Raw genomic sequence first — 23016 nt, 5'->3', positions numbered from 1 at the left:
CAATGTCTTCACGTAAAGAACTGGCAAATGCCATCCGCGCGCTCAGTATGGATGCGGTGCAAAAAGCCAAATCTGGCCATCCGGGTGCGCCAATGGGTATGGCCGATATCGCTGAAGTCCTGTGGCGTGATTTCCTGCATCACAACCCGAACAACCCAGCCTGGGCTGACCGCGACCGCTTTATTTTGTCTAACGGCCACGCCTCGATGCTGCTTTACAGCCTGCTGCACCTCAGCGGCTACGATCTGCCGATGTCCGAGCTGAAAAACTTCCGCCAGCTGCATTCAAAAACCCCGGGTCACCCGGAGTTGGGCTACACGCCAGGTGTGGAAACCACCACCGGACCGCTGGGCCAGGGCCTGGCGAATGCGGTCGGTCTGGCGATTGCGGAACGGACGCTGGGCGCACAGTTTAACCGCCCTGACCATAAAATTGTCGATCACCACACCTACGTGTTTATGGGCGATGGCTGCCTGATGGAAGGTATCTCCCATGAAGTCTGCTCACTGGCGGGTACGCTGGGGCTGGGTAAACTGATCGGTTTTTACGATCACAACGGCATCTCGATTGATGGTGAAGTGGAAGGCTGGTTCACCGACGATACCGCACAACGCTTTGAAGCCTATCACTGGCATGTGATCCGCGATATCGACGGCCATAACCCGGATGCGATTGCCAACGCCATCAAAGAAGCGCAAAGCGTCACCGACAAACCGTCGCTGCTGATTTGTAAAACCGTAATTGGTTTCGGTTCACCGAACAAAGCCGGTAAAGAAGAAGCGCACGGTGCTGCGCTGGGCGATGAAGAAGTGGCACTGACACGTAAAGCGCTGGGCTGGAATTATCCGCCGTTTGAAATTCCGAAAGAGATCTACGCTCAGTGGGATGCGAAAGACGCCGGAGCCAAAGCGGAAAAAGCCTGGGATGAGAAATTTGCTGCCTACAAAGCGGCCCACCCTGAGCTGGCCGCAGAATATACCCGTCGTATGACCGGGGGCATGCCGGAGAACTGGCAGGCGGAAACCCAGAAGTATATTGAACAGTTGCAGGCCAATCCGCAGAAAATCGCCAGCCGTAAAGCATCGCAAAACGCGCTGGAGGCCTACGGTCCGCTGCTGAAAGAGTTCCTTGGCGGTTCTGCTGACCTCGCCCCGAGTAACCTGACCATCTGGTCCGGCTCGAAGTCGATTAAAGAGGATGAAGCCGGAAACTATATTCACTACGGCGTACGCGAATTCGGGATGACGGCGATTGCCAATGGCCTGGCGCATCACGGTGGCTTTATCCCGTATACCGCCACCTTCCTGATGTTCGTCGAGTATGCGCGTAATGCGGTGCGTATGGCCGCGCTGATGAAGGCGCGTCAGATTATGGTCTATACCCATGACTCCATCGGTCTGGGCGAAGATGGTCCAACGCACCAGCCTGTCGAGCAGATTGCCAGCCTGCGCGTGACGCCGAACATGAGCGTCTGGCGTCCGTGCGACCAGGTGGAAACCGCCGTGGCGTGGAAACATGCCGTCGAGCGTCATCATGGTCCGACCGCGCTGATCCTGTCGCGTCAGAACCTGGCACAGCCGGAGCGTACTAAAGAGCAGCTGGCCAATATTTCACGCGGCGGTTACGTGCTGAAAGACAGTGACGGCACGCCGGAGGTGATCCTGATTGCCACCGGTTCCGAAGTGGAAATCACTCTGGGCGCAGCCGACAAGCTGAGCGCCAGCGGCCACAAGGTGCGCGTGGTATCGCTGCCGTCTACCGATCTATTCGATGCCCAGGATGCGGCCTACCGCGAATCCGTGCTGCCTTCCGGCGTCACGGCGCGTGTCGCTGTTGAAGCCGGTATCGCTGATTACTGGTACAAATATGTTGGCCTGAACGGTGCCATCGTCGGGATGACCGGCTTCGGTGAATCGGCCCCGGCCGAGAAGCTGTTCCCGGAATTTGGCTTTACGGTGGAAAACATCGTCAGCCATGCCGAGGCGCTGCTCAAACCGCATTAATTCCTTTCCAGCCAAAAAGACAAAACCGCCGCAAGGCGGTTTTTTTTATGCTTTCGGCACCACATCGTCTTTGATCACCCGGCTGAGACAGGCAGGCAGTACCGTCAGTGTCACCAGCGTTGCTACCAGCAACCCGCCAATGATGGCATAGGCCATCGGCCCCCAGAATACCTGTTCGGCTATCGGGATCATCCCGAGAATTGCCGCACAGGCGGTCAGCATGATCGGGCGAGATCGATGCTGCGCGGCAGCGATAATCGCCGGCTGTTTTTCCATCCCCCGCCCAAGATTACTGTCCACCTCACCGATCAGAATCACCGCATTACGGATAATCATCCCGGCCAGCGCAATCATGCCGAGCAGTGCCACAAAGCCCATCGGCGTGCCGGTCGGTAACATCGCCAGCACAATACCAATCAGCCCAAAGGGTGCCATCAGCAGCGCCAACAGCATTCGCGAGAAACGCTGTAGCTGAATCATCAGCAGGATCAGCATCACAAACAACGTCACCGGCAAGACGGCAAACACCGAGGTGTTCCCCTTATCCGATTCAGCCACCGATCCGCCTTCGTCAATCCGGTAATCAGGGGGTAACGACGCTCGCAGTTGCGTGACCGAGGCCGCCAACTGTTGCGATACCCCCTCCGCACGCAGGCCCGGTGCCAGGTCAGTCTGCACGGTGATGAACGGCATACGCTGATGGCGCCAGATCACCGGATCCTGGATGCCCCAGCGAAGCGTTGCCACCTGACTTAAGGGCACCTTCATGCCGCCGCTGGTGGTCAGTTGTAGGGAGGAGAGCGTTGTCAGGTCCTGACGTTCCCGATCATTGGCCCGCAGCATCACATCCACCTGCCGGTTACCGTCGCGGACGGTCGTCACCACGCTGCCTGACCAGAGGGTATTCAGTGCCGTGGCAACGCTTTCCGAGGAGACACCCGCCGCCCGTGCCGCCGTCTGATTGATAATCAGAGTAATGACGCGCTCCGGCTCCCCGGCGGTCAGATTCACTTCACGGGTGAGCGTACTGTCGCCAAGGATCGCCGCCAGCTGCCGGGCAATGGACTGAACCTGATGGTAGTCCGGCCCGCTGACGCGGTACTTTATCGGCCAGCCGACTGGCGGCCCCAGTTCGAGCGGCGACACGCGCGTAGCGATATCACTGAAACCCTCCGACAGAATCTTCTCTAACTGCTGTTGCAGCGCTTCACGATCCTCAAGGCTCTTCGCCACCACCACCAGTTGGGCGGTGTTTTCATTATCGAGTAATACATCCATCGGCAGATAAAAACGGATCGCCCCGGTGCCGATATAGCTGGACAGGCGATCGATGTGAGGATTGCCGCGCAGCGCACGCTCAAGCCGCTCGGTCTGGCGTTCGGTTTCTTTCTGTGAGGCGTTGCCGGGTAATGTCAGGCTCACCAGCAGCTCAGGACGGTCGGACGCCGGAAAAAACTCTCCCTGCATAAAGGTGGTTCCCCAGGCAGCCAGCACCAGTAACGTCAGCGCGGCGGTCACGGTTTTCAGCCGGTGCCCCAGCGCCAGCGTCAGTAAGCGGTGATACCCGCGCGCCAGCCGACCCGGCCCGGCCTGATGTGATTTAAGCGTGGCGGGCAGTAGCCAGGTGCCGATCAGCGGAGAAAACAGGATAGCCACGACCCAGGAGGAGAGCAGCGCGATCGTCACCACAACGAACAGAGAAAAACAGTATTCTCCCGCGCTGGAGGCGGCAAACCCGACCGGGATAAAACCGGCAATCATCACCAGCGTACCCGTCAACATCGGGAAGGCGGTGGTTTGAAACGCGTAGCTGGCGGCCTTCCAGCGGCTGTCTCCCGCTTCCAGCCGCGACACCATGCTTTCCACGGTGATCATCGCATCATCCACCAGCAGGCCGAGCGCGATAATCAGCGCCCCCAGTGAAATGCGCTGTAACCCGATCCCCGCCAGCATCATGCCCACAAAGGTCATCGCCAGCACCAGCGGGATCGCGGCGGCCACCACCAGGCCGGCACGCATACCGAGCGAGAGAAAAGAAACCGCCATCACGATAACCACGGCTTCCGTCAGCACCCGGGTAAATCCACTGACGGCCTGCTGTACCACGGCGCTCTGGTCAGCCACCCTGACCATCTCAATCCCGTGCGGCAGCCCGGCCTGAATCGCCGCCATACGCTGGTTCACCGCCTCACCAAAACGAATCATGTTGCCGGTAGCCGCCATGGATATCGCCAGACCAATGGCAGGTTGTCCATTGACCCGAAAGGCAGCAGCGGGCGGCTCTGCCACCTGTCGGGTGACGGTGGCCATCGCGCTAAGGGGAATATAACGATCGCCGATATGCAGCACGACAGCCTGCAGACTCTGCGCAGACCCCAGTGCTCCCGTCACGCTCAGCGCGATATTCTCCCTGTCGCTGCGTATTTCCCCGGCGGGTACCACGGCATTCTGCGCACGGATGGCCTCGGTGACCTGCTGAAGGTCAATCCCCAGCCCCGCCATTTTACGCGGCGAGAAGGCAATCACCATTTGCTCTTCCTGCACACCCGTCAGCGTGATTTTGCCGATATCCGGCAGCGACATCAGGTTACGACGAATGTCTTCAACCCGGTCGCGCAGTTCGCGCAGGGAAAAGCCTTCCGCGGTGAAACCGTAAATCGTGCCAAACGTGTCATCAAACTCGTCGTTTACCTGGGGCGTCTGCACTCCCTGGGGAAGTGAAGGTGTAATATCCTGCACTTTTTTGCGCACCTGATACCAGATCTCAGGCACTGAGGCAGGGGGCGTATCATCGCGCAGGTTAACAAAAATCACGGACTGCCCGGCACGGGTTTCACTCTCGACATAATCGAGATAAGGAATTTCCTGAAGTTTCTTCTCCAGGGTATCCGTGACCAGATTAACAGTATCTTTCACATCCGCACCCGGCCAGGACGCCGATACCACGGCGGTTTTGATGGTAAACGCCGGGTCTTCATTGCGCGGCAGTTGTTCATAGCTGAAGATACCGGCCGCCATTACCAGCAGCATGAAAAAGACGATCAGCGGCTGATGCTGTAAGGCCCAGGTGGAGAGATTGAAACGCGATGTCGGAATGTGCGGGGTCATTGGCCCTCCTCCAGCAGCGTCACTTTTTCACCGTCACGCAGTTTACTGACGCCTGCCGTCACCACCCGTTCTCCCGGCAGGATGCCCGCCGTTACCGCAATGCTGTTCACGTCAGAGTTCCCCAGGGTGACCGGACGTAGCAGCACGCGGAGGTGGGTACTGTCCACCACGAAAACGGCGGGCTTATCCCCCAGCCGGGTCAATGCTGACGCTGGCAGTGCGATGCTGCGTTGCCCCTGCTGCTGCCACGCTGCCTGCACACTGGCTCCCAGCGCCATGCTTTCCGGTGGATTCACCAGCGTCACGCGCACGCGCCAGGTACGCGTTTGCGGGTCGGCCTGTGGGCTGACATCACGCAGATGTCCCAGGGTTGTCACAGCGGGATCGGCAAGCAGTGAGATCTGTACAGGCAGTGCGCTGTTTGGCGTCAGCGCATGCGGATCGCTGACATCAAAGATCGCATCGCGATCATTGCCCGCAGCGAGGGTGAACACCGCTTGTCCGGCACTGACGACCTGCCCCGGCTGGGCGCTGACCGCGGTGATAATGCCGTCCGAGGGTGCCGTCAGGCGCGTCCAGCTCAGGCTGTCCTGGGCATTTTTAAGCGCCGCTTCGCTGCTCTGTCGTTTGGATAAAGCAGCCTGCCAGTCTGAACGCGCCGTATCCAGCTGAACCCGGGCGATAGCCCCGGTTCGCGTCAGCGTGGTCATCCGCTGCACATTCAGTGCTGCCACCCGCTCCGCCGCCTGGGCGCTGGCGAGATCGGCGCGCGCACTGCCCAGCTGATTCAGGCCCGTGCTGTTATCCTGCATCGCCAGCAGCTGTCCTGCCTTCACCTTGTCCCCCACATCCACGGCACGTGACAGCATGCGTCCATCCAGACGAAACGCCAGGGTCGTTTCATCGTGAGCGCGGATTTCCCCGGTCTGCGACTGCACGCTGCCGGAAAGCGACGCCGGTGCCACCACATAGCGCACCGGACGTGCCAGAGGCGCAGCGGTTTTCTCCTTGTCGCCACAGGCAACAAGGAGAAACACGACGGGCAGTGCCATGAGCCACAGCCAGAAGAGGGATAACCGCCCCGGGAGGTTGAGATGATGCAGTATCTGACGGGCGTAATCGGTGAAGGTATCGGTCATAGCACTATTCCTGAACGGTAATCGCCTTATTCAATCGCGCGACTGTCCAGATTTGCTGCACGTATTATCAAGAAATCGTCAATTCAGGCGATTTTTATTCCCACCTCCGGCGTGGCAAAGGGCAAATGCAGGCTGATCATCAGCCCGCCTTCCGCTGGTAATGAGGCCACCAGCTGCCCGCCACAGGCTTCACAAATTGCCCGGGCTATCGACAGACCCAGCCCACTGCCGCCTGAGTGTCGTGCCCGCGACGAGTCAGCCCGGGCAAATCGTTCGAACATCAGCGGCAGAAATTCCGCCTCCACGCCCGGCCCGCGATCGCGGAAGGTGATCAAATAGCCCTTTGGCTGGCGCTGAACATCGATATCCAGCACCTTGCCTTCGCCTGCGTAGCGCAGGGCATTTTCCATCAGAATGGTAAAGACCTGCCCCAGACGAAACGGATCTCCGCGAAAAGGCGCAGGTGCGGCCGCTCTGACAGGCATATTCATCCCAGCCGCTTCCGCCTGCGGTTTCATCCATATCACGCGCTCGCGCAGCAGTTCGGTTAAATCAAAGGTACTGAGGGTGAACGACAGTTGTCCGGCATCGGCAAGCGATAACAAATGCAGCTCATCCGTCAGACGGTTCAGGTGCTGAAGCTGTTTCATCACCATGTTCAGCTGGCCCGGGTCCGGCTCAAATACGCCGTCTATCATGCCCTGAAGGCGCCCTATCGCAGCCGTCAGCGGCGAACGCAGCTCGTGCGCCATCGCAACGTGGGAGGTGCGCAGCTCACGATCGTAACGTTCAAGCTGCTGAGACATAAGATTAAAATCGTGGGTAAACTGCGCGAGTTCCGCGGGGGCGTTTTCCACCGTCCCTGCCCGCGTACCAAACTCACCGCGTGCCACCGATCGTGCGGCCGCTGCCAGGCGACTGAACTGTTCGGACAGCGGCCGCGCGGCACGCAGCCCGAAGATCATAATGATCGGCAACGCGATCACAATTAACGCCGCCAGCATCAGCCAGTCCGATGAGCCGATATCCGGCATCGAATAACTGATGCCCCAGCCAGCATCGACCAGTTGGTGAAAACGGGCAATATCCCGCTCCGGATGTTGAAACAGGACAGCCAGCTCCGCGCGCTGAGAGGCTGGCATATGATGGAGTACCCAGTATTTCTGAATCACAAAACGCAGCCACATGCATAAAGCGATCAAGACAACGGATCCCATCGCCAGCGCCAGGATCCTCATGCAAATCCAGCGCCACAGGCTCTGTTTTTTTGGCTGACTCATGGCTGCCTGAACCGGTAACCCACGCCGCGCACGTTATGCAGGACATCCGCAATACCCGCATTTTCCAGCTTTTTACGCAGGTTATACATATGCGTATCGACCACGCGCTCCAGCGCTTCGCTCTCGGGAAGACAGCGTTCCAGCAGCAGCTGACGAGAAAAAGGATAGGTTTGGGACTGCATCAGTGTGGTGAGCAATGAGAGTTCGGTCGGGGTGAGTTCCAGCCCGGTCACCTTGCCTGCCCCGTCTCTGACAACGGCGGTGAGCGATTCAACATCAACCTCCAGCCCCTGCCAGCGCAGGATCTCTTTGCGCGGGGTAAGGTTTGATGTACGGCGCAGCACCGCCTGAACGCGCGCCACAACCTCACCCGGGTTGTACGGTTTTACCACGTAGTCATCGGCCCCATAGCGCAGTGCGCCAATTTTATCAGGTGTATCCCCCATCGCGGAGACCATGATCACCGGAATATCCCCTTTACGACGCACGGCGGCCAGCACCTCTGTGCCATTCATGCCAGGCAGCATGATATCAAGCAGGATCAGGTCCGGCTTCCAGCTCTGCGACAGATCCAGCCCGGTGACTCCGTCGCTGGCGATAGCGACATGGTAATTCTCCCGGCGTAAATAGGCTTCCAGCACGTTAGCCGCATCCGCATCATCCTCAATAATCAGTACGCGTTTCATCTGCATGACATCACCTTGACTGTTTCTTCATAAAACCCTGGCAGTAAATTGACACTGCCTGTTCATCATTCGGTATCAGATGTGCGGCCACTTATGAGCCGTGATGATTCGGTGCTGAGGAGCGACGATGATAACCAGAAAATTTACCCTGTGCATTAGCTGTCTTGCCGTCATGAACATCAGTCTTATCGCCCGCGCCGCCGAGCCGGACCCGAAAAGCCTGACTCTGGGTATCGGGGCAACCAGTGCGCCGCGTTACAGCGGTTCCGACCAGCGCCAGTGGCAGTTTGTGCCGGTGATTCAGGCCCGCGATGGCGCGGTGTTTTTCGACTCGCAAAAAGGGCTGGGCTACGACCTGCAGACCGACTCGGGGCTGTATCTGGAGCATACGCTGGGCTACAGCCTGGGGCGTTCGGATAAAAATGCCTCATGGCGCGACGGGTCTGACAAACTCAAAGGGATGGGAAATATTGACGCCGCGCTGAATACGGCGGTGGCCGTCGGCTGGACGATTGCGCCGTGGCTCTCCGTGGAAGGCAAAGCAACGCTGCCGTTGAGCGACAGTCAGGGCGTGCAGTATCAGACATCCGTGACGCTGATCCCGCTGCAAAATGAAAGCGATACCCTCGCCTTTCAGTCCGCCGCGCTGTTTGGCGACAGTCGCTCTATGAATACGTTTTACGGCGTCAATGCGCAGCAGAGTTCACGCAGCGGTTACCGCCACTACGCTGCACCCGGCGGGCTGTATGGCGTACAAAACAGTCTGACGTGGGGACACCAGTTTACCCCGCAGTGGGGCACCACGCTGGTGGCGGGCTATACCTGGCTCAGTGACCACGCCGCCGACAGCCCGATTGTATTCCGTCGTAATGAAGCCACCGCCACGGCCGCTATCACCTACACGTTTTAGTGACGATGAAAAGAACGAAACGCTGCCCCTCACGGTTTGAAAATTTTCTGACCGATTACGATATCCGCTTTGTGGCGTGTATTGTGGGGGGCATTGTTGTCGTTCATCTCATCGTTTATTACTTGATAGCCTATTGTGTCAGGTAATGGCCGCACAGGGAGTTCGTTTGTGTCATCACTCCTGCTGCATCTCCACCGAGGCGTTCTGCTGTGGCGGAACGCTTTGACTCTCATACAGCATCGGCCACTGGTCGCTGCTGTGCCAGGCATCACAGGTACTTTCCTGCGCATATTCTGCCAGCACAAACTGGCGGCCATTATACTGCCAGCGCGTGGCCACACCGCAGTCGCCCAGGCCACGATCTTTACTGAAGGTCAGCAGCTCACCGCGTGCTGCATCAAAATCGGCATTCACCAGCTCCAGCTGATTATCCGTGCGCTCCGGCGGAGAAAACGGCAGCGTCAGGGTAATGCTTTTCGACACATAAGGCTGACTGCGCGAGACTTCAAACGCCAGGTCAATAATGTTGTAAGCCCCCATTTCACAACTGACCAGCAGCAGTGCCTTCTCATCACTGAGCGGTGAAACGCTGACTTCGCGCCGCAGTGGGTTGAGCGAGCAGCTGTCGTTGTTAATCCGCCAGGTCGCAAAATCAATCAACCCGGTGGACTCTTCCTGCGTTAACGCCTGAGGTGCATGCGGCGGTGCGCTGACCTGCGGCAATACCGGGGCAGGAGGGACGTTGTTGGCCGCACGGTCACCGCGCTGGATCCAGGCACTGGTGCTGTTAATACGTCCCTGCACTTCATCCATCAGTAATAACGCGGCTTTCAGGCCATGCAGAGAAATAATCGCATCCGCGCGGTAGAGCAGTTGAATGGTATCTGCATCCATCACCTGGGCGAGGAATTCATCAATTGAGATGCTGTGGGTGGTGCGCAGATGGTGCGGCTCAACCTCCCAGTGTTTGAGGTCGAGCTTTAACCGCTGCCCGTCCAGCAACAGGTTATCCTGCAATGCGCCGCCGGGCAGCTTGCCGCTGAAACGGTTGCCGTAATCCATGCGCAACTGTGCCGGGGCATCGCTGCCCGCATCCCGCTGTAGCGTCATTGCCAGGCCATTGTTTCCCGGAATACTGCGCACTTCGCAGCTGTTGAGGTTATTGCAGGTGATCTGCCAGTCAGAAAAGGTCTTCTGTAACGGCTGCGCCTGCACAGAAGCCGCACAAGAGAGCGAGAGTAGCCATAACCATTTCGTCCAGTAAGACATTGATCGATGAGGTCCCTGTTAGGTCATCCAGCAAAAAAACACCATCACGGACAATCCGTGTACAGCATTCATCATGCGCAGATCCTGCCAGTGTCTCAATCGGATTTATCGGACAGTCACCGTTGTCGGAGAGCGTGCAGATTCAAATAAGATGCAGCCAGCCCACCAGCAGCGCATGCTGCAACAGGGTAACGGTTTTCCCGTCTTTAATGCGGCCATCTTTCACCATGGCCCAGGCCTCTGGAAAGGTGACTTCCAGCACATCAATATCTTCGTCATCAATCCCGCCACCCGCGTTTTCACGCCGGGCATCGCTGTACTCAGCGGCAAAGAAATGCACCATCTCGGTGACGCCGCCCGGTGACATATACAACTCGAACAGCTTTTCCACGTCACCCACGACATAACCGGTTTCTTCAATCGCTTCGCGACGAATGCAGTCTTCTGGTGAATCATCGTCCAGCAATCCCGCACAGGTCTCAATCAGCATCCCGCTGGGATTGCCATTCACCCAGGTGGCAATACGAAACTGACGCGTCAGCACCACGCTGTTTTTATCGCGGTTATACAACAGGATGGTCGCGCCATTACCGCGATCGTAAACTTCGCGTTTGTGACGCAGGGTGGTGCCATCTTTGGCGGTGAGATCGTAGGTAAAATTACGCAGAACGAACCAGTTCTCGGACAGAACTTTATTCTTGATGACGTCGATCTTGGCTGACATACAGGCCCCGTGGTGATGCTTAAGGAGCCTGCTATCTTAGATCGCAATAACCTGGAAAACTATCTGAAACGGGTCAGGCATGCCTGACCCCTACGTGCGTTGAGATTGTGGGGCCGTGGTATGCCTGACCCCTACGTGCGTTGAGATGTGGGGCCGCGGTATGCCTTAACCCGACGTGCGTTGAGATTGTGGGGCCGTGGTATGCCTGAACCCTACGCGCGTTGAGATTGTGGGGCCGTGGTATGCCTGCCCCTACGTGCGTTGAGATGTGGGGCCGTGGCATGCCTGACCCCTAAGTGCGTTGAGATTGTGGGGCCGTGGTATGCCTGACCCCTACGTGCGTTGAGATTGTGGGGCCGTGGTATACCTGCCCCCGACGTGCGTTGAGATTGTGGGGCCGTGGTATACCTGACCCCGACGTGCGTTGAGATTGTAGGGGCGTGGCATGCCGCGCCCGTTAAGATTAGTGGTTTTGTTCTTCCTGAGCCAGAGCATGAACACGCTTACGCGCGCCAAACCAGCCAAGGACCAACACCACGGCAATCAGGGGGATCGCAGCGATAGTGTAAGTGCCGTTCGGGTAGTCGAACGCCATCAGCACCAGCACGCTGAACAGGAACAACAGCGTTAACCAGGAGGTAAATGGCGCCCACGGCAGCTTGAAGCTGACATCTTCAGCCTTGCCTTCTTTGATCGCTTTGCGCAGACGCATCTGACACACCACGATAAAGGCCCAGGAAGAGAGGATACCCAGCGCGGCCACGTTCAGCACGATTTCAAAGACGCGTGAAGGGACCACGTAGTTGAGGTAAACACCAATGATGTAAACACCGATGGTCACCAGAATACCCATATAAGGCACCTGCTGGCCGCTCATTTTAGACATGAACTTCGGTGCAGATCCGCCCATCGACATCGAGCGCAAGATACGCCCTGTTGAATAGAGACCCGAGTTCAGACTGGACAGTGCCGCACTCAGCACCACGATATTCATGATGCTGCCCACGTAAGGCACACCCAGCTTAGAGAAGAAGGTAACAAACGGGCTCTGCCCTGCCTGGTAGGCATTCCACGGCAGCAACAGTACCAGCAGCACCACGGAACCGACGTAGAACAAACCAATACGCCAGATCACGCTGTTGATCGCTTTTGGCAGCATGGTTTTCGGGTCTTTACATTCCCCGGCCGCCGTTCCCACCAGTTCAATTGAGGCGAAAGCAAAGACCACGCCCTGTACTAATACCAGTGCCGGCATCAGACCATTCGGGAAGAAGCCGCCGTTATCGCTGATCAGGTGGAAACCGGTCGCGTTACCATCCAGCGGCTTACCGCTGCCGAGGAACACCACACCGACAACCAGGAAGATCACAATCGCCAGCACTTTAATCAATGCAAACCAGAACTCCATCTCGGCAAACCACTTCACGCCGATCATGTTCATAGTACCCACAATGGCTAACGCACCGAGGGCAAACACCCACTGTGGCACATCACCAAATGCGCCCCAGTAGTGCATATACAGTGCAACGGCGGTGATATCGACAATACCGGTCATTGCCCAGTTGACGAAATACATCCAGCCCGCAACATAAGAGGCTTTTTCACCGAGGAATTCACGGGAGTAAGAAACGAAACTGCCGCTTGATGGGCGGTGTAATACCAGTTCCCCCAGCGCGCGCAGAATGAAGAAAGAGAATATACCACAGACCAGATAGACGATGGCCAGTGCAGGCCCGGCGGCTTGCAGACGGGAACCGGCGCCCAGGAACAGCCCGGTACCAATCGCACCACCGATGGCAATCATCTGAACGTGGCGATTGTCCATCGCTTTATGGTAGCCAGAATCATGAGAGTTTAACCAACGTCGTTTTGCTGCGCGTTTTTCAGCGCCAGATTTCTTTTCAGCGTTCATTTTCTATCCTGTTGTCCTGTCCACAATGTGATGCGGCACCCTGTCCCGGGCATCCTGTATTCTTATAGGCCAACCAAACGATTGCGTAGCATGATGCATCGCTGGTCGATCCGCCTGTCTGCTGTAGTTTTATTCATGACACAAGCAGGAAAATCGCGGCGATGCATCCTAACCGTTCTGATTAATTGACGCAAAAAATCCACGCTGGAAATCGTGAGCTTTTGTAATTTTTGTCGGATGGCGCATAAAAAAACCGACCACAATTTGCGGTCGGTCAGTGAAAACACTAAGAACTACACAGGGACATACAGGGGACTACACAGGGATTACTGGGCTGGGGTAAAACGGGTCTTAACGATAAATCTCGGCGTTACCGCTCCACTGGCTGGAATCGCCGGGAGTATTAACACCAATCACGCGATAACTGCTGGCACCCATCGCATCGGCTTTTTTCGCTAACTGGTGAGTGGCATCATCCAGCGAGCCTCTGACGCCTGAAATGGAAACGGTGCCAATGCTTTGTAAGTTGGTCGCCTGGCTTTCATCGACCTGCGTGGCCGCCAGGGTTGAAAATGAGGTCGCAGCGAGCAAGGTCGCCACAATCAAAGCGGGGAAAGACTTGTTCATCATGATGCTCCTCAATGCGTTAATTAATCATGTAGTGACGGGATTGATTATTACCGATTCAATGAAAAGCAGAGTGAGCATTCAGTAAAGGCATTAAAACATTGTTGACGTAGAGCGTTTACGCGCCAAGAAACGTAAAGGAGTATGTCAAAACCCCGGGGATGTAACCGCCCATGACACGCCCGGCGTAGCCCTTCTGTAAACGATGGCATAACGTTATAATCACCCTTATTAAATTAAGGATAATTACTTTGCCCCTCACACGCTCACTGACCTCCAGCCTCGCCCGCGCCCTGTTTGCGATAGTCGTGCTCTCCGTTATCTCAAGCGGCCTGGCGCTATTAATGCTGTCCGGCAGCCTGCGCGATGCGGAAGCGGTCAATCTGGCGGGGTCGCTGCGTATGCAGGTCTGGCGACTGAACTGGGACGTCACCGCCCACTCTCCGCTTTATGCGCAGCATATGGCTGACTATCAGCGCACCTTACACTCACCTGCCCTCACGGCGCTGGATCGTTTCTATGTGCCTGCCACCGTGCGTCAGCGCTATCGGGAACTGCTGATGGCGGCGCAACATCCCGCCTCTCAGATGGCCGGGAACCCGGGTCAGGTGATCCATCAGGTGGCGCAAATCGATCGGTTCGTGCTGGCGTTGCAGCACTGGGCGGAACGCAAAGTGCGCCTGGCTGCCCTGACCTGTCTGCTGGGATTTGTGGCGATTGCGCTGCTGGTGTATCTCATTCTGCGCCGTATACGGCAGAGCGTGGTTGGGCCGTTGCAGCAATTGGTCAGCGCCAGCGAGGCGATCGAACAGACCGATTTTCATCTGCCCCCGCTCAGTACCCACCTGCCCAATGAGCTTGGCGTACTGGCGCGGGCATTTACCCGTATGTCAGGCGAGCTGGAAAAGTCATGGCGGGCAATGTCATTGAACGTTGAGGAAAAAACCGCTGATTTAACACGCGCTAACCGCCGTCTCAGCCTGCTGTATGCCTGTTCGCAGCAGCTCAGCCATAGCGTGAAAGGGCAGGAGGCTTTTTTGCAGACACTGCAGCTGGTGTCTGACCATGAAAAGCTCAGTTTCATTGCCTTGTCTACGCCCGAGTTTGGCTCACTGTCTGTCGGTCACATTCTGGCCGACAGACAGTGGCAAATGCTGCCGTTACGGCGGCACCCGCAGCAGCCCATCTGCGGAGAACTGCGCTGGCAGGCCGATCAAAACGAGTCGCCGCTAATGAACAGTGTGGCTTCGTTGCTGGTCCATGGGCTGGAGCTGTGGCAGGCCCAGCAGCAGGTACAAAGCCTGCTGCTGCTGCAAGAGCGGGCGGCGATTGCCCGTGAACTGCATGACTCGCTGGCGCAATCCCTGACCTTTTTACGGATTCAACTGGTCAGGTTAAAGCGCGCACTCAACGCTGATGCAGCAAGCGAACGGGCTATCGTGGAAGAGTTTGAGCAGGCGCTATCCACGGCTAACCGTCAGCTACGTGAGTTGTTAACCACTTTTCGTCTGAGCATTGAGCCTGCCAGCCTGGCGCGGGCGCTGGAACAGGTGATCGCCCCGCTGCGCCCACAAAGCACGGCCGCCATCACACTGGTGTGCCAGTTGGATGTCCAGCTTCCGGCACAGCAACATATTCATGTTTTACAGATCGTACGTGAAGCCCTGCTCAATGCGGTACGTCATGCTCATGGGACGGAAATTTGTGTCAGCGGCGATAATCATCCCACAGAAGGAGTGACCCTCACCATCTGCGATAATGGCGTGGGTATGGCCACAATCGAAGAGCCGGAGGGGCATTACGGCCTGAATATTATGCATGAACGCGCTGCCCTGCTGAACGGCGAGTTAACGATTACGCGTGGTGCAAACGGGGGCACCTGCGTGTCATTGCATTTTACACCGCTCACCGAAAGCGGACCGGGAAAGGAATTATGATCATGGAAGAGCACAAAAAAATCAGTGTGATGATTGTCGACGATCACCCGTTGATGCGCCAGGGCATTCGCCAGCTACTGGCACTGGAACCCCATTTTGACATCGTGGCTGAAGCCAGCAACGGTGAAGACGCACTGATCAGCGCGCGGGAACTGCACCCGGCGTTAATCCTGTTAGACCTGAATATGAAGGGCTTATCCGGGCTGGAAACACTGCATGCACTGAGAGCCGAGAATATTCTTTCCCGCGTCGTCGTGCTGACCGTCTCTGACCATCGCCGCGACATTTCCGCCCTGCTGGAGGCGGGCGTCAATGGTTATCTCCTGAAAGACAGCGAACCAGAATCGTTACTGCATCACATTATTTTGGCCGCTAAAGGTGGCACCGCCTTCAGTGCACCTTTAGAGGCATTGCGTCACAACGATAACGGGAAGGCCGATCCGTTCATCAACCTGACAATCCGTGAACGGGATGTGATGAAAGCGGTGGCTTTGGGTCTTTCCAATAAAGAGGTGGCAGAGAAGCTGGAGATTTCAGATCAAACGGTCAAAGTGCATCTGCGCAACGTCACGCGCAAACTGAATGTACGCTCCAGGGTAGCGGCTACCGTGCTATGGCTGGCGTCGCATCACGCCAGTCTGTAACGAAAATGCGTCGTATCAGCACGATAATTTACATATTCTCCTCAATTTCTCCACGATTGTTCGCGCAACCGCGAGTAAAGTGATTCACTGCCGGAGCGCGTTGAATAATTAGAGAAATTTGCTCCGCACTGAACTCTCAAACGCCGCAGGGAACACAGGCATTCTTTTCTTCTTTTTTCAGACAACATGCTGCGGAGCTTGAGATGGCGAATTTCTTTATCGACCGCCCGATATTTGCCTGGGTACTGGCGATCCTTATGTGCCTGACGGGTGGGCTGGCGATTGTTTCCCTGCCGATTGAACAATATCCTGACCTGGCTCCCCCCAACGTCCGTATCACCGCGAACTATCCTGGTGCCTCTGCTGAAACACTTGAAAACACTGTGACCCAGGTGATTGAGCAGAACATGACGGGCATCGATAACCTGATGTACATGTCGTCGCAGAGCAGCAATACCGGCCAGGCAACCATCACGCTGACCTTCGAAGCCGGGACCAACCCTGACGAAGCACGCCAGCAGGTGCAAAATCAGCTTCAGACCGCGCTGCGTAAACTGCCGCAGGATGTCCAGTCGCAGGGGGTGACGGTCAATAAAACCGGCGACACCAATATTCTGATGGTGGCTTTCGTCTCCACCGACGGCAGCATGGATAAGCAGGATATTTCTGACTATGTAGCCAGTAATATTCAGGATCCTCTCAGCCGTATTGACGGTGTGGGCCAGGTGGATGCTTACGGTTCACAATATGCGATGCGCATCTGGCTCGATCCTGACAAGCTGATTAACTATGCCATGACCACGGGCGATGTCGTCAGCGCCATCGAATCGCAAAACAGTCAGGTCGCAGTGGGCCAGCTCGGTGGGCTACCCTCGGTTGACCGCCAGGCACTGAATGCCACCATTAACTCCCAGTCGCTGTTGCAGACACCGGAACAGTTCCGTGCGATCACGCTCAAAGTCAATCAGGATGGCTCAGTTGTCACGCTGGGTGACGTGGCACAGATTGAACTGGGCGCGGAGAAATATGACTACCTCAGCCGCTATAACGGCATGGCGGCGTCAGGGCTGGGAATTAAGTTGGCATCCGGTGCCAACGAACTGCAAACGGATACGCTGGTACGCGCCCGTCTTGACGAACTGTCCCACTACTTCCCGCACGGACTCAAAGCCGAAATTGCCTATGAAACCACGCCGTTTGTAAAAGCCTCCATCGAGGATGTGGTGAAAACGCTGTTTGAAGCGGTGCTGCTGGTCTTCCTTGTCATGTACCTGTTCCTGCAAAATTTCCGTGCCACGCTGATCCCGACGATTGCCGTTCCGGTGGTACTGCTGGGTACCTTCGGCGTGCTTTACACCTTTGGCTACAGCATTAATACCCTGACGATGTTTGCGATGGTGCTGGCCATCGGCCTGCTGGTGGATGATGCCATCGTGGTGGTGGAAAACGTCGAACGAATAATGAGTGAAGAGGGGTTATCCCCGCGGGAAGCCACGCGTAAATCGATGGGGCAGATACAGGGGGCGCTGGTCGGTATTGCCCTGGTACTGTCGGCGGTATTTATTCCGATGGCGTTCTTTGGCGGCACCACCGGTGCGATCTATCGTCAATTCTCGGTGACCATTGTATCCGCCATGGTGCTGTCGGTGCTGGTGGCAATGATCCTCACCCCGGCCCTCTGCGCCACACTGCTTAAACCGCTGGCGAAGGGCCATCATCACGGGCGGCGCGGTTTCTTTGGCTGGTTTAACCGCATGTTCAACCGTAGCGCCGATCGCTACGAGCGTGGAGTGGGGAAAATTCTCGCCAAAGGCGGCCGCTGGCTGCTGCTCTATCTGGCGCTGATTGGCATTATGGCCTTCCTCTTTCTCCGCCTGCCGACGTCATTCCTGCCGCTGGAAGATCGCGGCATCTTCACCACTCAGGTCCAGCTGCCGCCAGGTTCCACCCTGCAACAGACCATGAAAGTGGTGGAGAAGGTGGAAAAATACTATCTGACAGAAGAGAAAGACAACGTGCTGTCGGTGTTTGCCACCGTCGGTGCCGGGCCGGGCGGTAACGGGCAAAACGTGGCGCGTATGTTTGTGCGACTGAAAGACTGGCAGGATCGTACCGACAGCCACAACACCGCCTTCGCCATTATCGAACGCGCCACCAAAGCCTTCGAAAAAATCAACGAGGCAAAAGTGATCGCCAGCAGCCCGCCAGCGATCACCGGCCTGGGTAACTCCGCCGGGTTTGATATGGAGTTGCAGGATCACGCAGGACTGGGCCATAACGCTCTGATGAACGCGCGTAATACGCTGCTGGAGATGACACAGAAAAACCCGCAGCTGACCCGGGTACGCCACAACGGTCTGGATGACAGCCCGCAGCTGCGTATTGATATTGACCAGCGTAAAGCCCAGGCGCTGGGCGTATCGCTTGATGATATTAATGCCACGCTGCAAACGGGCTGGGGCTCAACCTATGTGAATGACTTCCTCGACCGTGGGCGTGTGAAAAAGGTCTATGTTCAGGCCGATGCAAAATTCCGTATGCTGCCAGACGACATCAGTAAATGGTATGTGCGCAACAGCAGCGACCAGATGGTGCCCTTTACCGCATTTGCCCGCTCACACTGGGAGAGTGGATCCCCACGTCTGGAACGTTACAACGGTTATTCTGCGGTCGAGATTGTGGGTGAATCCGCCGCGGGCATCAGTAACGGGGCTGCAATGGATGTGATGGAGAAGCTGGTCAGCCAACTGCCCACCGGGATTGGTTTGCAGTGGACCGGGGCATCGCTTCAGGAGCGTATGACCGGTGCCCAGGCACCTGCCCTGTACGCGCTGTCGTTACTGGTGGTATTCCTTTGTCTGGCCGCGTTATACGAGAGCTGGTCGATCCCGTTCTCGGTGATGCTGGTGGTGCCACTCGGTGTGATCGGAGCGCTGGTCGCTACCTGGTTGCGCGGGCTGGAAAACGATGTTTACTTCCAGGTCGGTTTACTGACGGTCATTGGTCTGTCTGCGAAGAATGCCATTCTGATTGTCGAGTTTGCCAATGAGATTAATACGCGCGGGCGCGATCTGGTCGAAGCCACACTGGAAGCCTCGCGCCAGCGTCTGCGGCCGATTCTGATGACCTCTCTGGCCTTTATCTTCGGTGTGTTGCCGATGGTGATCAGCAATGGTGCGGGTTCCAGCAGCCAGCATGCGGTGGGAACCGGGGTAATGGGCGGGATGATCTCGGCTACCGTGCTGGCGATATTCTTCGTCCCGCTGTTCTTTGTGCTGGTCCGTCGGCGTTTCCCGTTGAAAGATAAGCCTCAGTAACTAAAGCAAAAAGGCAGCCGGTGAAGGGCTGCCTTTTATAATTTTGGTAACTGAAGGTAAAGCATTTTGATGCAGTCGCCGTGCTTTTCTTTTCTCAAATTCATTACTTACGTAACATTGATTCGATAAAGTCTTTCCAGTTCCCCAGTTCTAAATCAATCATAATATCCTCTCTTATTTTGTAGGTTTATTTTAAGAGTATTCCTAAGCAAAAGAAAGACGGGGATCACAATTGCTGCTATCGGCGGAAACCCTTTAAAGGGCGCGTGATGAATTTGTGTGGCAACGCACAGTTCGCGGGTAATGATTTCGCAGGAAATTATTAGCAGTAGCACAGAATAGGCTTTTGCGCTGTTGACCCAAAAAATCCACTGCCGGAGGATGTCACCTGTCACGATCGTTGCCAGAAAGGTAAAACATCGACCCCTGGCGGGGCCGGATGCATCATTACTTGAGAATGATCACTTTGTCATAACCGCCGCTTTCGCTGTCGATATGCGTTTTGGCATCGGGATGTTCACGCATCACCGCGTCAACAACATGTGCAAACTCTTCACAGCGGGTTTTCTTTTTACGCTTCAGCACAATGGTCGACTGGGTTTCTTCCACCGTATGTGCGGCAGACTCTTTCATGTAGTTCATCGCTCCCCTCCTCTCGATCGCGGGCCTTCTGCCCTGGTAAACGGTGCTCATAGCAATAATGCTACGTTGAGCTCTCCCGAATATAGATGAATCCCACAAAAAACAGAAGGGTACAGAAGTCTGACTTTTACTGACTGCGCATCAAACGTTCTTCAGATGTCACCGTCTTTCCTCACCCTAAGGGCTGCCTGTTGGTGCCATCCGCTGTAGACTGTATGCCAGGCGCGTATTCACTGGCACAGGAACCCTTTTTTCATGACACACAACACCGCAAAAAACACCTTAACGATGTACGGCATTAAAAACTGCGACACCATCAAAAAAGCCCGTAAATACCTGGAAAGCCAGGGCGTGGACTATCAGTTCCATGACTACCGCGCAGACGGGCTGGATGCCGCTTTGCTCCAGCGCTTTATCGATACGCTCGGCTGGCAGGCGCTGCTCAATACCCGGGGCACTACCTGGCGGAAACTGGAAGAGTCGGAGCGTAATGCGGTGGATAATCCAGCAACTGCGCTGAAGTTGATGCTGGCACAGCCTGCAATCATTAAACGCCCGTTGCTCTGTGCGCCAGACGGCTCTATGCTGCTGGGCTTTAGTGAAACCACCTATACGCCGTTTATCCAGGAGAAGTCATAATTATGCACTGTCCGGTCATTGAGCTGACGCAGCAGCTTATTCGTCGCCCTTCCCTCAGCCCTGACGATGCGGGTTGCCAGGCGATTCTGATTGCCCGTCTCCAGGCGCTGGGTTTCACTATCGAACCGATGAATATGGGCGACACGCTGAACTTCTGGGCATGGCGCGGCGAAGGCGAAACACTGGCGTTTGCCGGCCACACTGACGTGGTGCCCACCGGCGATGCAAATCTGTGGATCAATCCCCCGTTTGAACCGACGATCCGCGACGGCATGCTATTTGGCCGTGGCGCGGCTGATATGAAAGGGTCGCTGGCCGCGATGACCGTTGCCGCTGAACGCTTTGTCACAGCACACCCGAATCATAAAGGGCGTCTGGCTTTCCTGATCACTTCCGATGAAGAGGCCAGCGGGACTCATGGCACCGTTAAGGTGGTGGAAGCGCTGATGGCGCGCAACGAACGCATGGACTACTGCCTGGTAGGCGAACCCTCCAGCACCGAAGTGGTGGGCGATGTGGTCAAAAACGGTCGTCGCGGCTCGATTACCGCCAATCTGACTATCCACGGCGTTCAGGGCCATGTGGCCTATCCGCACCTGGCTGATAACCCGATACATCGGGCGATGCCTGCGCTGAACGAGCTGGTCGCTACCGAGTGGGATCGCGGTAATGAATTCTTCCCGCCGACCAGCATGCAGATTGCCAACGTCCAGGCCGGCACCGGGAGCAACAACGTCATTCCCGGCGACTGTTTTGTGCAGTTCAATTTCCGTTTCAGTACCGAGCTGACCGATGTACTGATTCAGCAGAAAGTGCAGGAGCTGCTCGACCGCCACCAGTTGCGTTACAGCATTGAGTGGACACTCTCCGGGCAACCTTTCCTGACATCACGCGGGAAACTGGTGGATGCGGTGGTCAACGCGGTTGAGCACTATAATGAGATCAAGCCGCAACTGTTAACCACTGGCGGCACCTCTGACGGACGCTTTATTGCCCGTATGGGCGCACAGGTTGTGGAACTCGGCCCGGTGAATGCCACCATTCATAAAATCAATGAGTGCGTCAAAGCCGCCGACCTGCAGCTCCTTAGCCGCATGTACCAGCGGATCATGGAACAGCTGATCGCATAAAGGTGAGATGATGGAATTTATAAAACATTACTGGTGGATCCTGGTGATCCTGCTGATGATTGGTATTCTGATGAACGTCTACAAAGACCTGAAGCGTATCGATCACAAAAAGTTTCTCGATAACAAACCCGAACTGCCTCCGCATCGTGATTTCAACGATAAGTGGGATGACGAAGACGACTGGCCGAAAAAGAAATAGCGCCATGAAACACAAAGGCCGATCGAAACAGATGATCGGCCTTTGTGCGTTCATTGCAGGGGCGGACTTTCTTTTCCGGTCCGCCCCGATCCCCCGCATCACATCAACGCCACAACATCCTCATCGCCCGGTTTACTGCCGCTAAACGCTTCATCAAAGTAGCGACGCGGCACGGTAAATTGCAGGCGTTCGAGCGCACACTGCATCGCGTGGTCATCAATGGCATGGGGAAGGTCGGGGGCGATATCCAGAGTGACATCGCCCCCGAGCGCCGTTAACCGCTCCTCTGCGTCCAGCGCATGGGTCAATGGCAGCACAGTATCATTATCACCGTGGATCAAATGGATGGTGGTGCGTGTGCTTGCCTGATGCGGCAACGTGATATAGCGCCCGCTAAACGCCACCACCCGCCCTGCCAGCCCGCTATGTGACTTCACCGCTTCCAGCACCATCGTTGCCCCCTGGGAAAAGCCAATCAGCGCCGTTGCATCGGCTTTGACACCGCTTTGCTGCTGCCAGTGGCGAACGCTGGCGATAAACCCGTCCATCACCTCCGCCACCGCCTGCTGGGGTTCGGCCGCAGAGGGATCAAACCACTGGAATCCCCCTTCCGCATTCTGCTCCGGTCCGCCGATGCTCACCACCAACGCACGGGGAAATGCGCCGGTAAACCAGCGGCCAATTTCACTCATGGCGACCGGATTATCGCCCGCAGCGTGATACAGCAAAAACAGTTGGCTCGGGGGTAACGAGGGGTTATGGACGACAACATGGTCATATTTCATCAGGATCTCCTTAATGCGATAAGACGATCATACGCCCCTCAGCGATAATGAAAATGGCGTATTTT

At 56.3% G+C, this 23016-nt stretch carries 19 protein-coding genes; 8 read left to right on the top strand and 11 right to left on the bottom strand.

Going from position 1 to position 23016, the window contains the following annotated elements:
• The first annotated feature begins 2 nt into the window (after positions 1-2).
• Entirely contained in the window at positions 3-2003 is a 2001-nt protein-coding gene (gene tkt, locus FY046_RS18305) for a transketolase (protein WP_133845930.1), read from the top strand.
• 45 nt (positions 2004-2048) lie between these two features.
• Here tkt and FY046_RS18300 read toward each other — a convergent pair whose 3' ends face one another.
• The 4 genes from FY046_RS18300 to FY046_RS18285 all read right to left on the bottom strand — a co-directional run bounded on the left by FY046_RS18300 (position 2049) and on the right by FY046_RS18285 (position 8222).
• Positions 2049-5111 carry an efflux RND transporter permease subunit gene (locus FY046_RS18300; protein ID WP_446186346.1) on the bottom strand — a complete coding sequence of 1021 codons (3063 nt, stop codon included), beginning with the start codon at positions 5109-5111 and terminating at the stop codon, positions 2049-2051.
• Positions 5108-6250 carry an efflux RND transporter periplasmic adaptor subunit gene (locus FY046_RS18295; RefSeq protein ID WP_339506956.1) on the bottom strand — a complete coding sequence of 381 codons (1143 nt, stop codon included), beginning with the start codon at positions 6248-6250 and terminating at the stop codon, positions 5108-5110. The genes FY046_RS18300 and FY046_RS18295 overlap by 4 nt, the downstream gene beginning before the upstream one ends.
• Before the next feature lie 83 nt (positions 6251-6333).
• Positions 6334-7530 (bottom strand): sensor histidine kinase, encoded by a 1197-nt coding sequence (locus tag FY046_RS18290; protein WP_446186345.1) that lies wholly within the window; start codon positions 7528-7530, stop codon positions 6334-6336.
• Positions 7527-8222, bottom strand: coding sequence for a response regulator (locus FY046_RS18285; RefSeq protein ID WP_133845926.1), 696 nt, complete (start codon positions 8220-8222; stop codon positions 7527-7529). Before FY046_RS18285 ends, FY046_RS18290 begins: the two co-directional genes overlap by 4 nt.
• Before the next feature lie 121 nt (positions 8223-8343).
• Here FY046_RS18285 and FY046_RS18280 point away from each other — a divergent pair, with 121 nt between their 5' ends.
• Positions 8344-9126: a MipA/OmpV family protein gene (locus FY046_RS18280; protein WP_446186344.1), complete on the top strand. Its 783-nt coding sequence runs from the start codon at positions 8344-8346 to the stop codon at positions 9124-9126.
• Positions 9127-9300: 174 nt separating this feature from the next.
• Here FY046_RS18280 and FY046_RS18275 read toward each other — a convergent pair whose 3' ends face one another.
• From FY046_RS18275 to FY046_RS18260, 4 genes are all read right to left on the bottom strand, one after another.
• A complete protein-coding gene (locus FY046_RS18275; protein ID WP_227534916.1) occupies positions 9301-10395 on the bottom strand; it encodes a DUF1176 domain-containing protein in 1095 nt (364 codons plus the stop codon).
• A 142-nt stretch (positions 10396-10537) separates the two neighbouring features.
• Positions 10538-11119 (bottom strand): GDP-mannose pyrophosphatase NudK, encoded by a 582-nt coding sequence (gene nudK / locus FY046_RS18270; protein ID WP_159336142.1) that lies wholly within the window; start codon positions 11117-11119, stop codon positions 10538-10540.
• A gap of 463 nt (positions 11120-11582) precedes the next feature.
• On the bottom strand, positions 11583-13031 hold the full coding sequence (gene ansP, locus FY046_RS18265; protein WP_133845922.1) for an L-asparagine permease: 1449 nt from the start codon (positions 13029-13031) through the stop codon (positions 11583-11585).
• 351 nt (positions 13032-13382) lie between these two features.
• Complete coding sequence (locus tag FY046_RS18260) at positions 13383-13658, bottom strand: YdgH/BhsA/McbA-like domain containing protein (protein WP_133845967.1); 276 nt, start codon at positions 13656-13658, stop codon at positions 13383-13385.
• Between the two features lie 251 nt (positions 13659-13909).
• Here FY046_RS18260 and narQ point away from each other — a divergent pair, with 251 nt between their 5' ends.
• The 3 genes from narQ to acrD all read left to right on the top strand — a co-directional run bounded on the left by narQ (position 13910) and on the right by acrD (position 19556).
• A complete protein-coding gene (narQ, locus tag FY046_RS18255) occupies positions 13910-15595 on the top strand; it encodes a nitrate/nitrite two-component system sensor histidine kinase NarQ (protein WP_446186343.1) in 1686 nt (561 codons plus the stop codon).
• Between the two features lie 2 nt (positions 15596-15597).
• A complete protein-coding gene (locus FY046_RS18250) occupies positions 15598-16239 on the top strand; it encodes a response regulator (protein ID WP_159336139.1) in 642 nt (213 codons plus the stop codon).
• Positions 16240-16442: 203 nt separating this feature from the next.
• Positions 16443-19556, top strand: a complete 3114-nt coding sequence (gene acrD, locus FY046_RS18245) for a multidrug efflux RND transporter permease AcrD (protein ID WP_446186342.1) — start codon at positions 16443-16445, stop codon at positions 19554-19556.
• A 103-nt stretch (positions 19557-19659) separates the two neighbouring features.
• Here the strand turns inward: acrD and ypfM are convergent, their stop codons facing one another.
• Entirely contained in the window at positions 19660-19719 is a 60-nt protein-coding gene (gene ypfM, locus FY046_RS18240) for a protein YpfM (protein WP_133845966.1), read from the bottom strand.
• Positions 19720-20003: 284 nt separating this feature from the next.
• Positions 20004-20198: a hypothetical protein gene (locus FY046_RS18235; protein ID WP_133845918.1), complete on the bottom strand. Its 195-nt coding sequence runs from the start codon at positions 20196-20198 to the stop codon at positions 20004-20006.
• A 255-nt stretch (positions 20199-20453) separates the two neighbouring features.
• On the opposite strand from FY046_RS18235, the gene FY046_RS18230 reads away from it, so the two are divergent.
• From FY046_RS18230 to FY046_RS18220, 3 genes are read left to right on the top strand one after another with little or no spacing between them, the layout of a single operon-like run.
• Positions 20454-20837: an ArsC family reductase gene (locus tag FY046_RS18230; RefSeq protein ID WP_446186341.1), complete on the top strand. Its 384-nt coding sequence runs from the start codon at positions 20454-20456 to the stop codon at positions 20835-20837.
• Positions 20838-20839: 2 nt separating this feature from the next.
• Complete coding sequence (gene dapE / locus FY046_RS18225) at positions 20840-21967, top strand: succinyl-diaminopimelate desuccinylase (RefSeq protein ID WP_133845916.1); 1128 nt, start codon at positions 20840-20842, stop codon at positions 21965-21967.
• Between the two features lie 10 nt (positions 21968-21977).
• Positions 21978-22166 (top strand): YpfN family protein, encoded by a 189-nt coding sequence (locus FY046_RS18220; protein WP_062744795.1) that lies wholly within the window; start codon positions 21978-21980, stop codon positions 22164-22166.
• Between the two features lie 98 nt (positions 22167-22264).
• On the opposite strand, the gene ypfH is transcribed toward FY046_RS18220, so the two are convergent.
• Positions 22265-22951, bottom strand: coding sequence for an esterase (gene ypfH / locus FY046_RS18215; RefSeq protein WP_446186340.1), 687 nt, complete (start codon positions 22949-22951; stop codon positions 22265-22267).
• Positions 22952-23016: the final 65 nt, after the last annotated feature.

This window comes from Erwinia sp. 1181_3 (genome assembly GCF_052824965.1).
The sequence above is the reverse complement of the archived record's forward strand: the minus strand, read 5'-3'. Positions and strand labels throughout refer to the sequence as shown.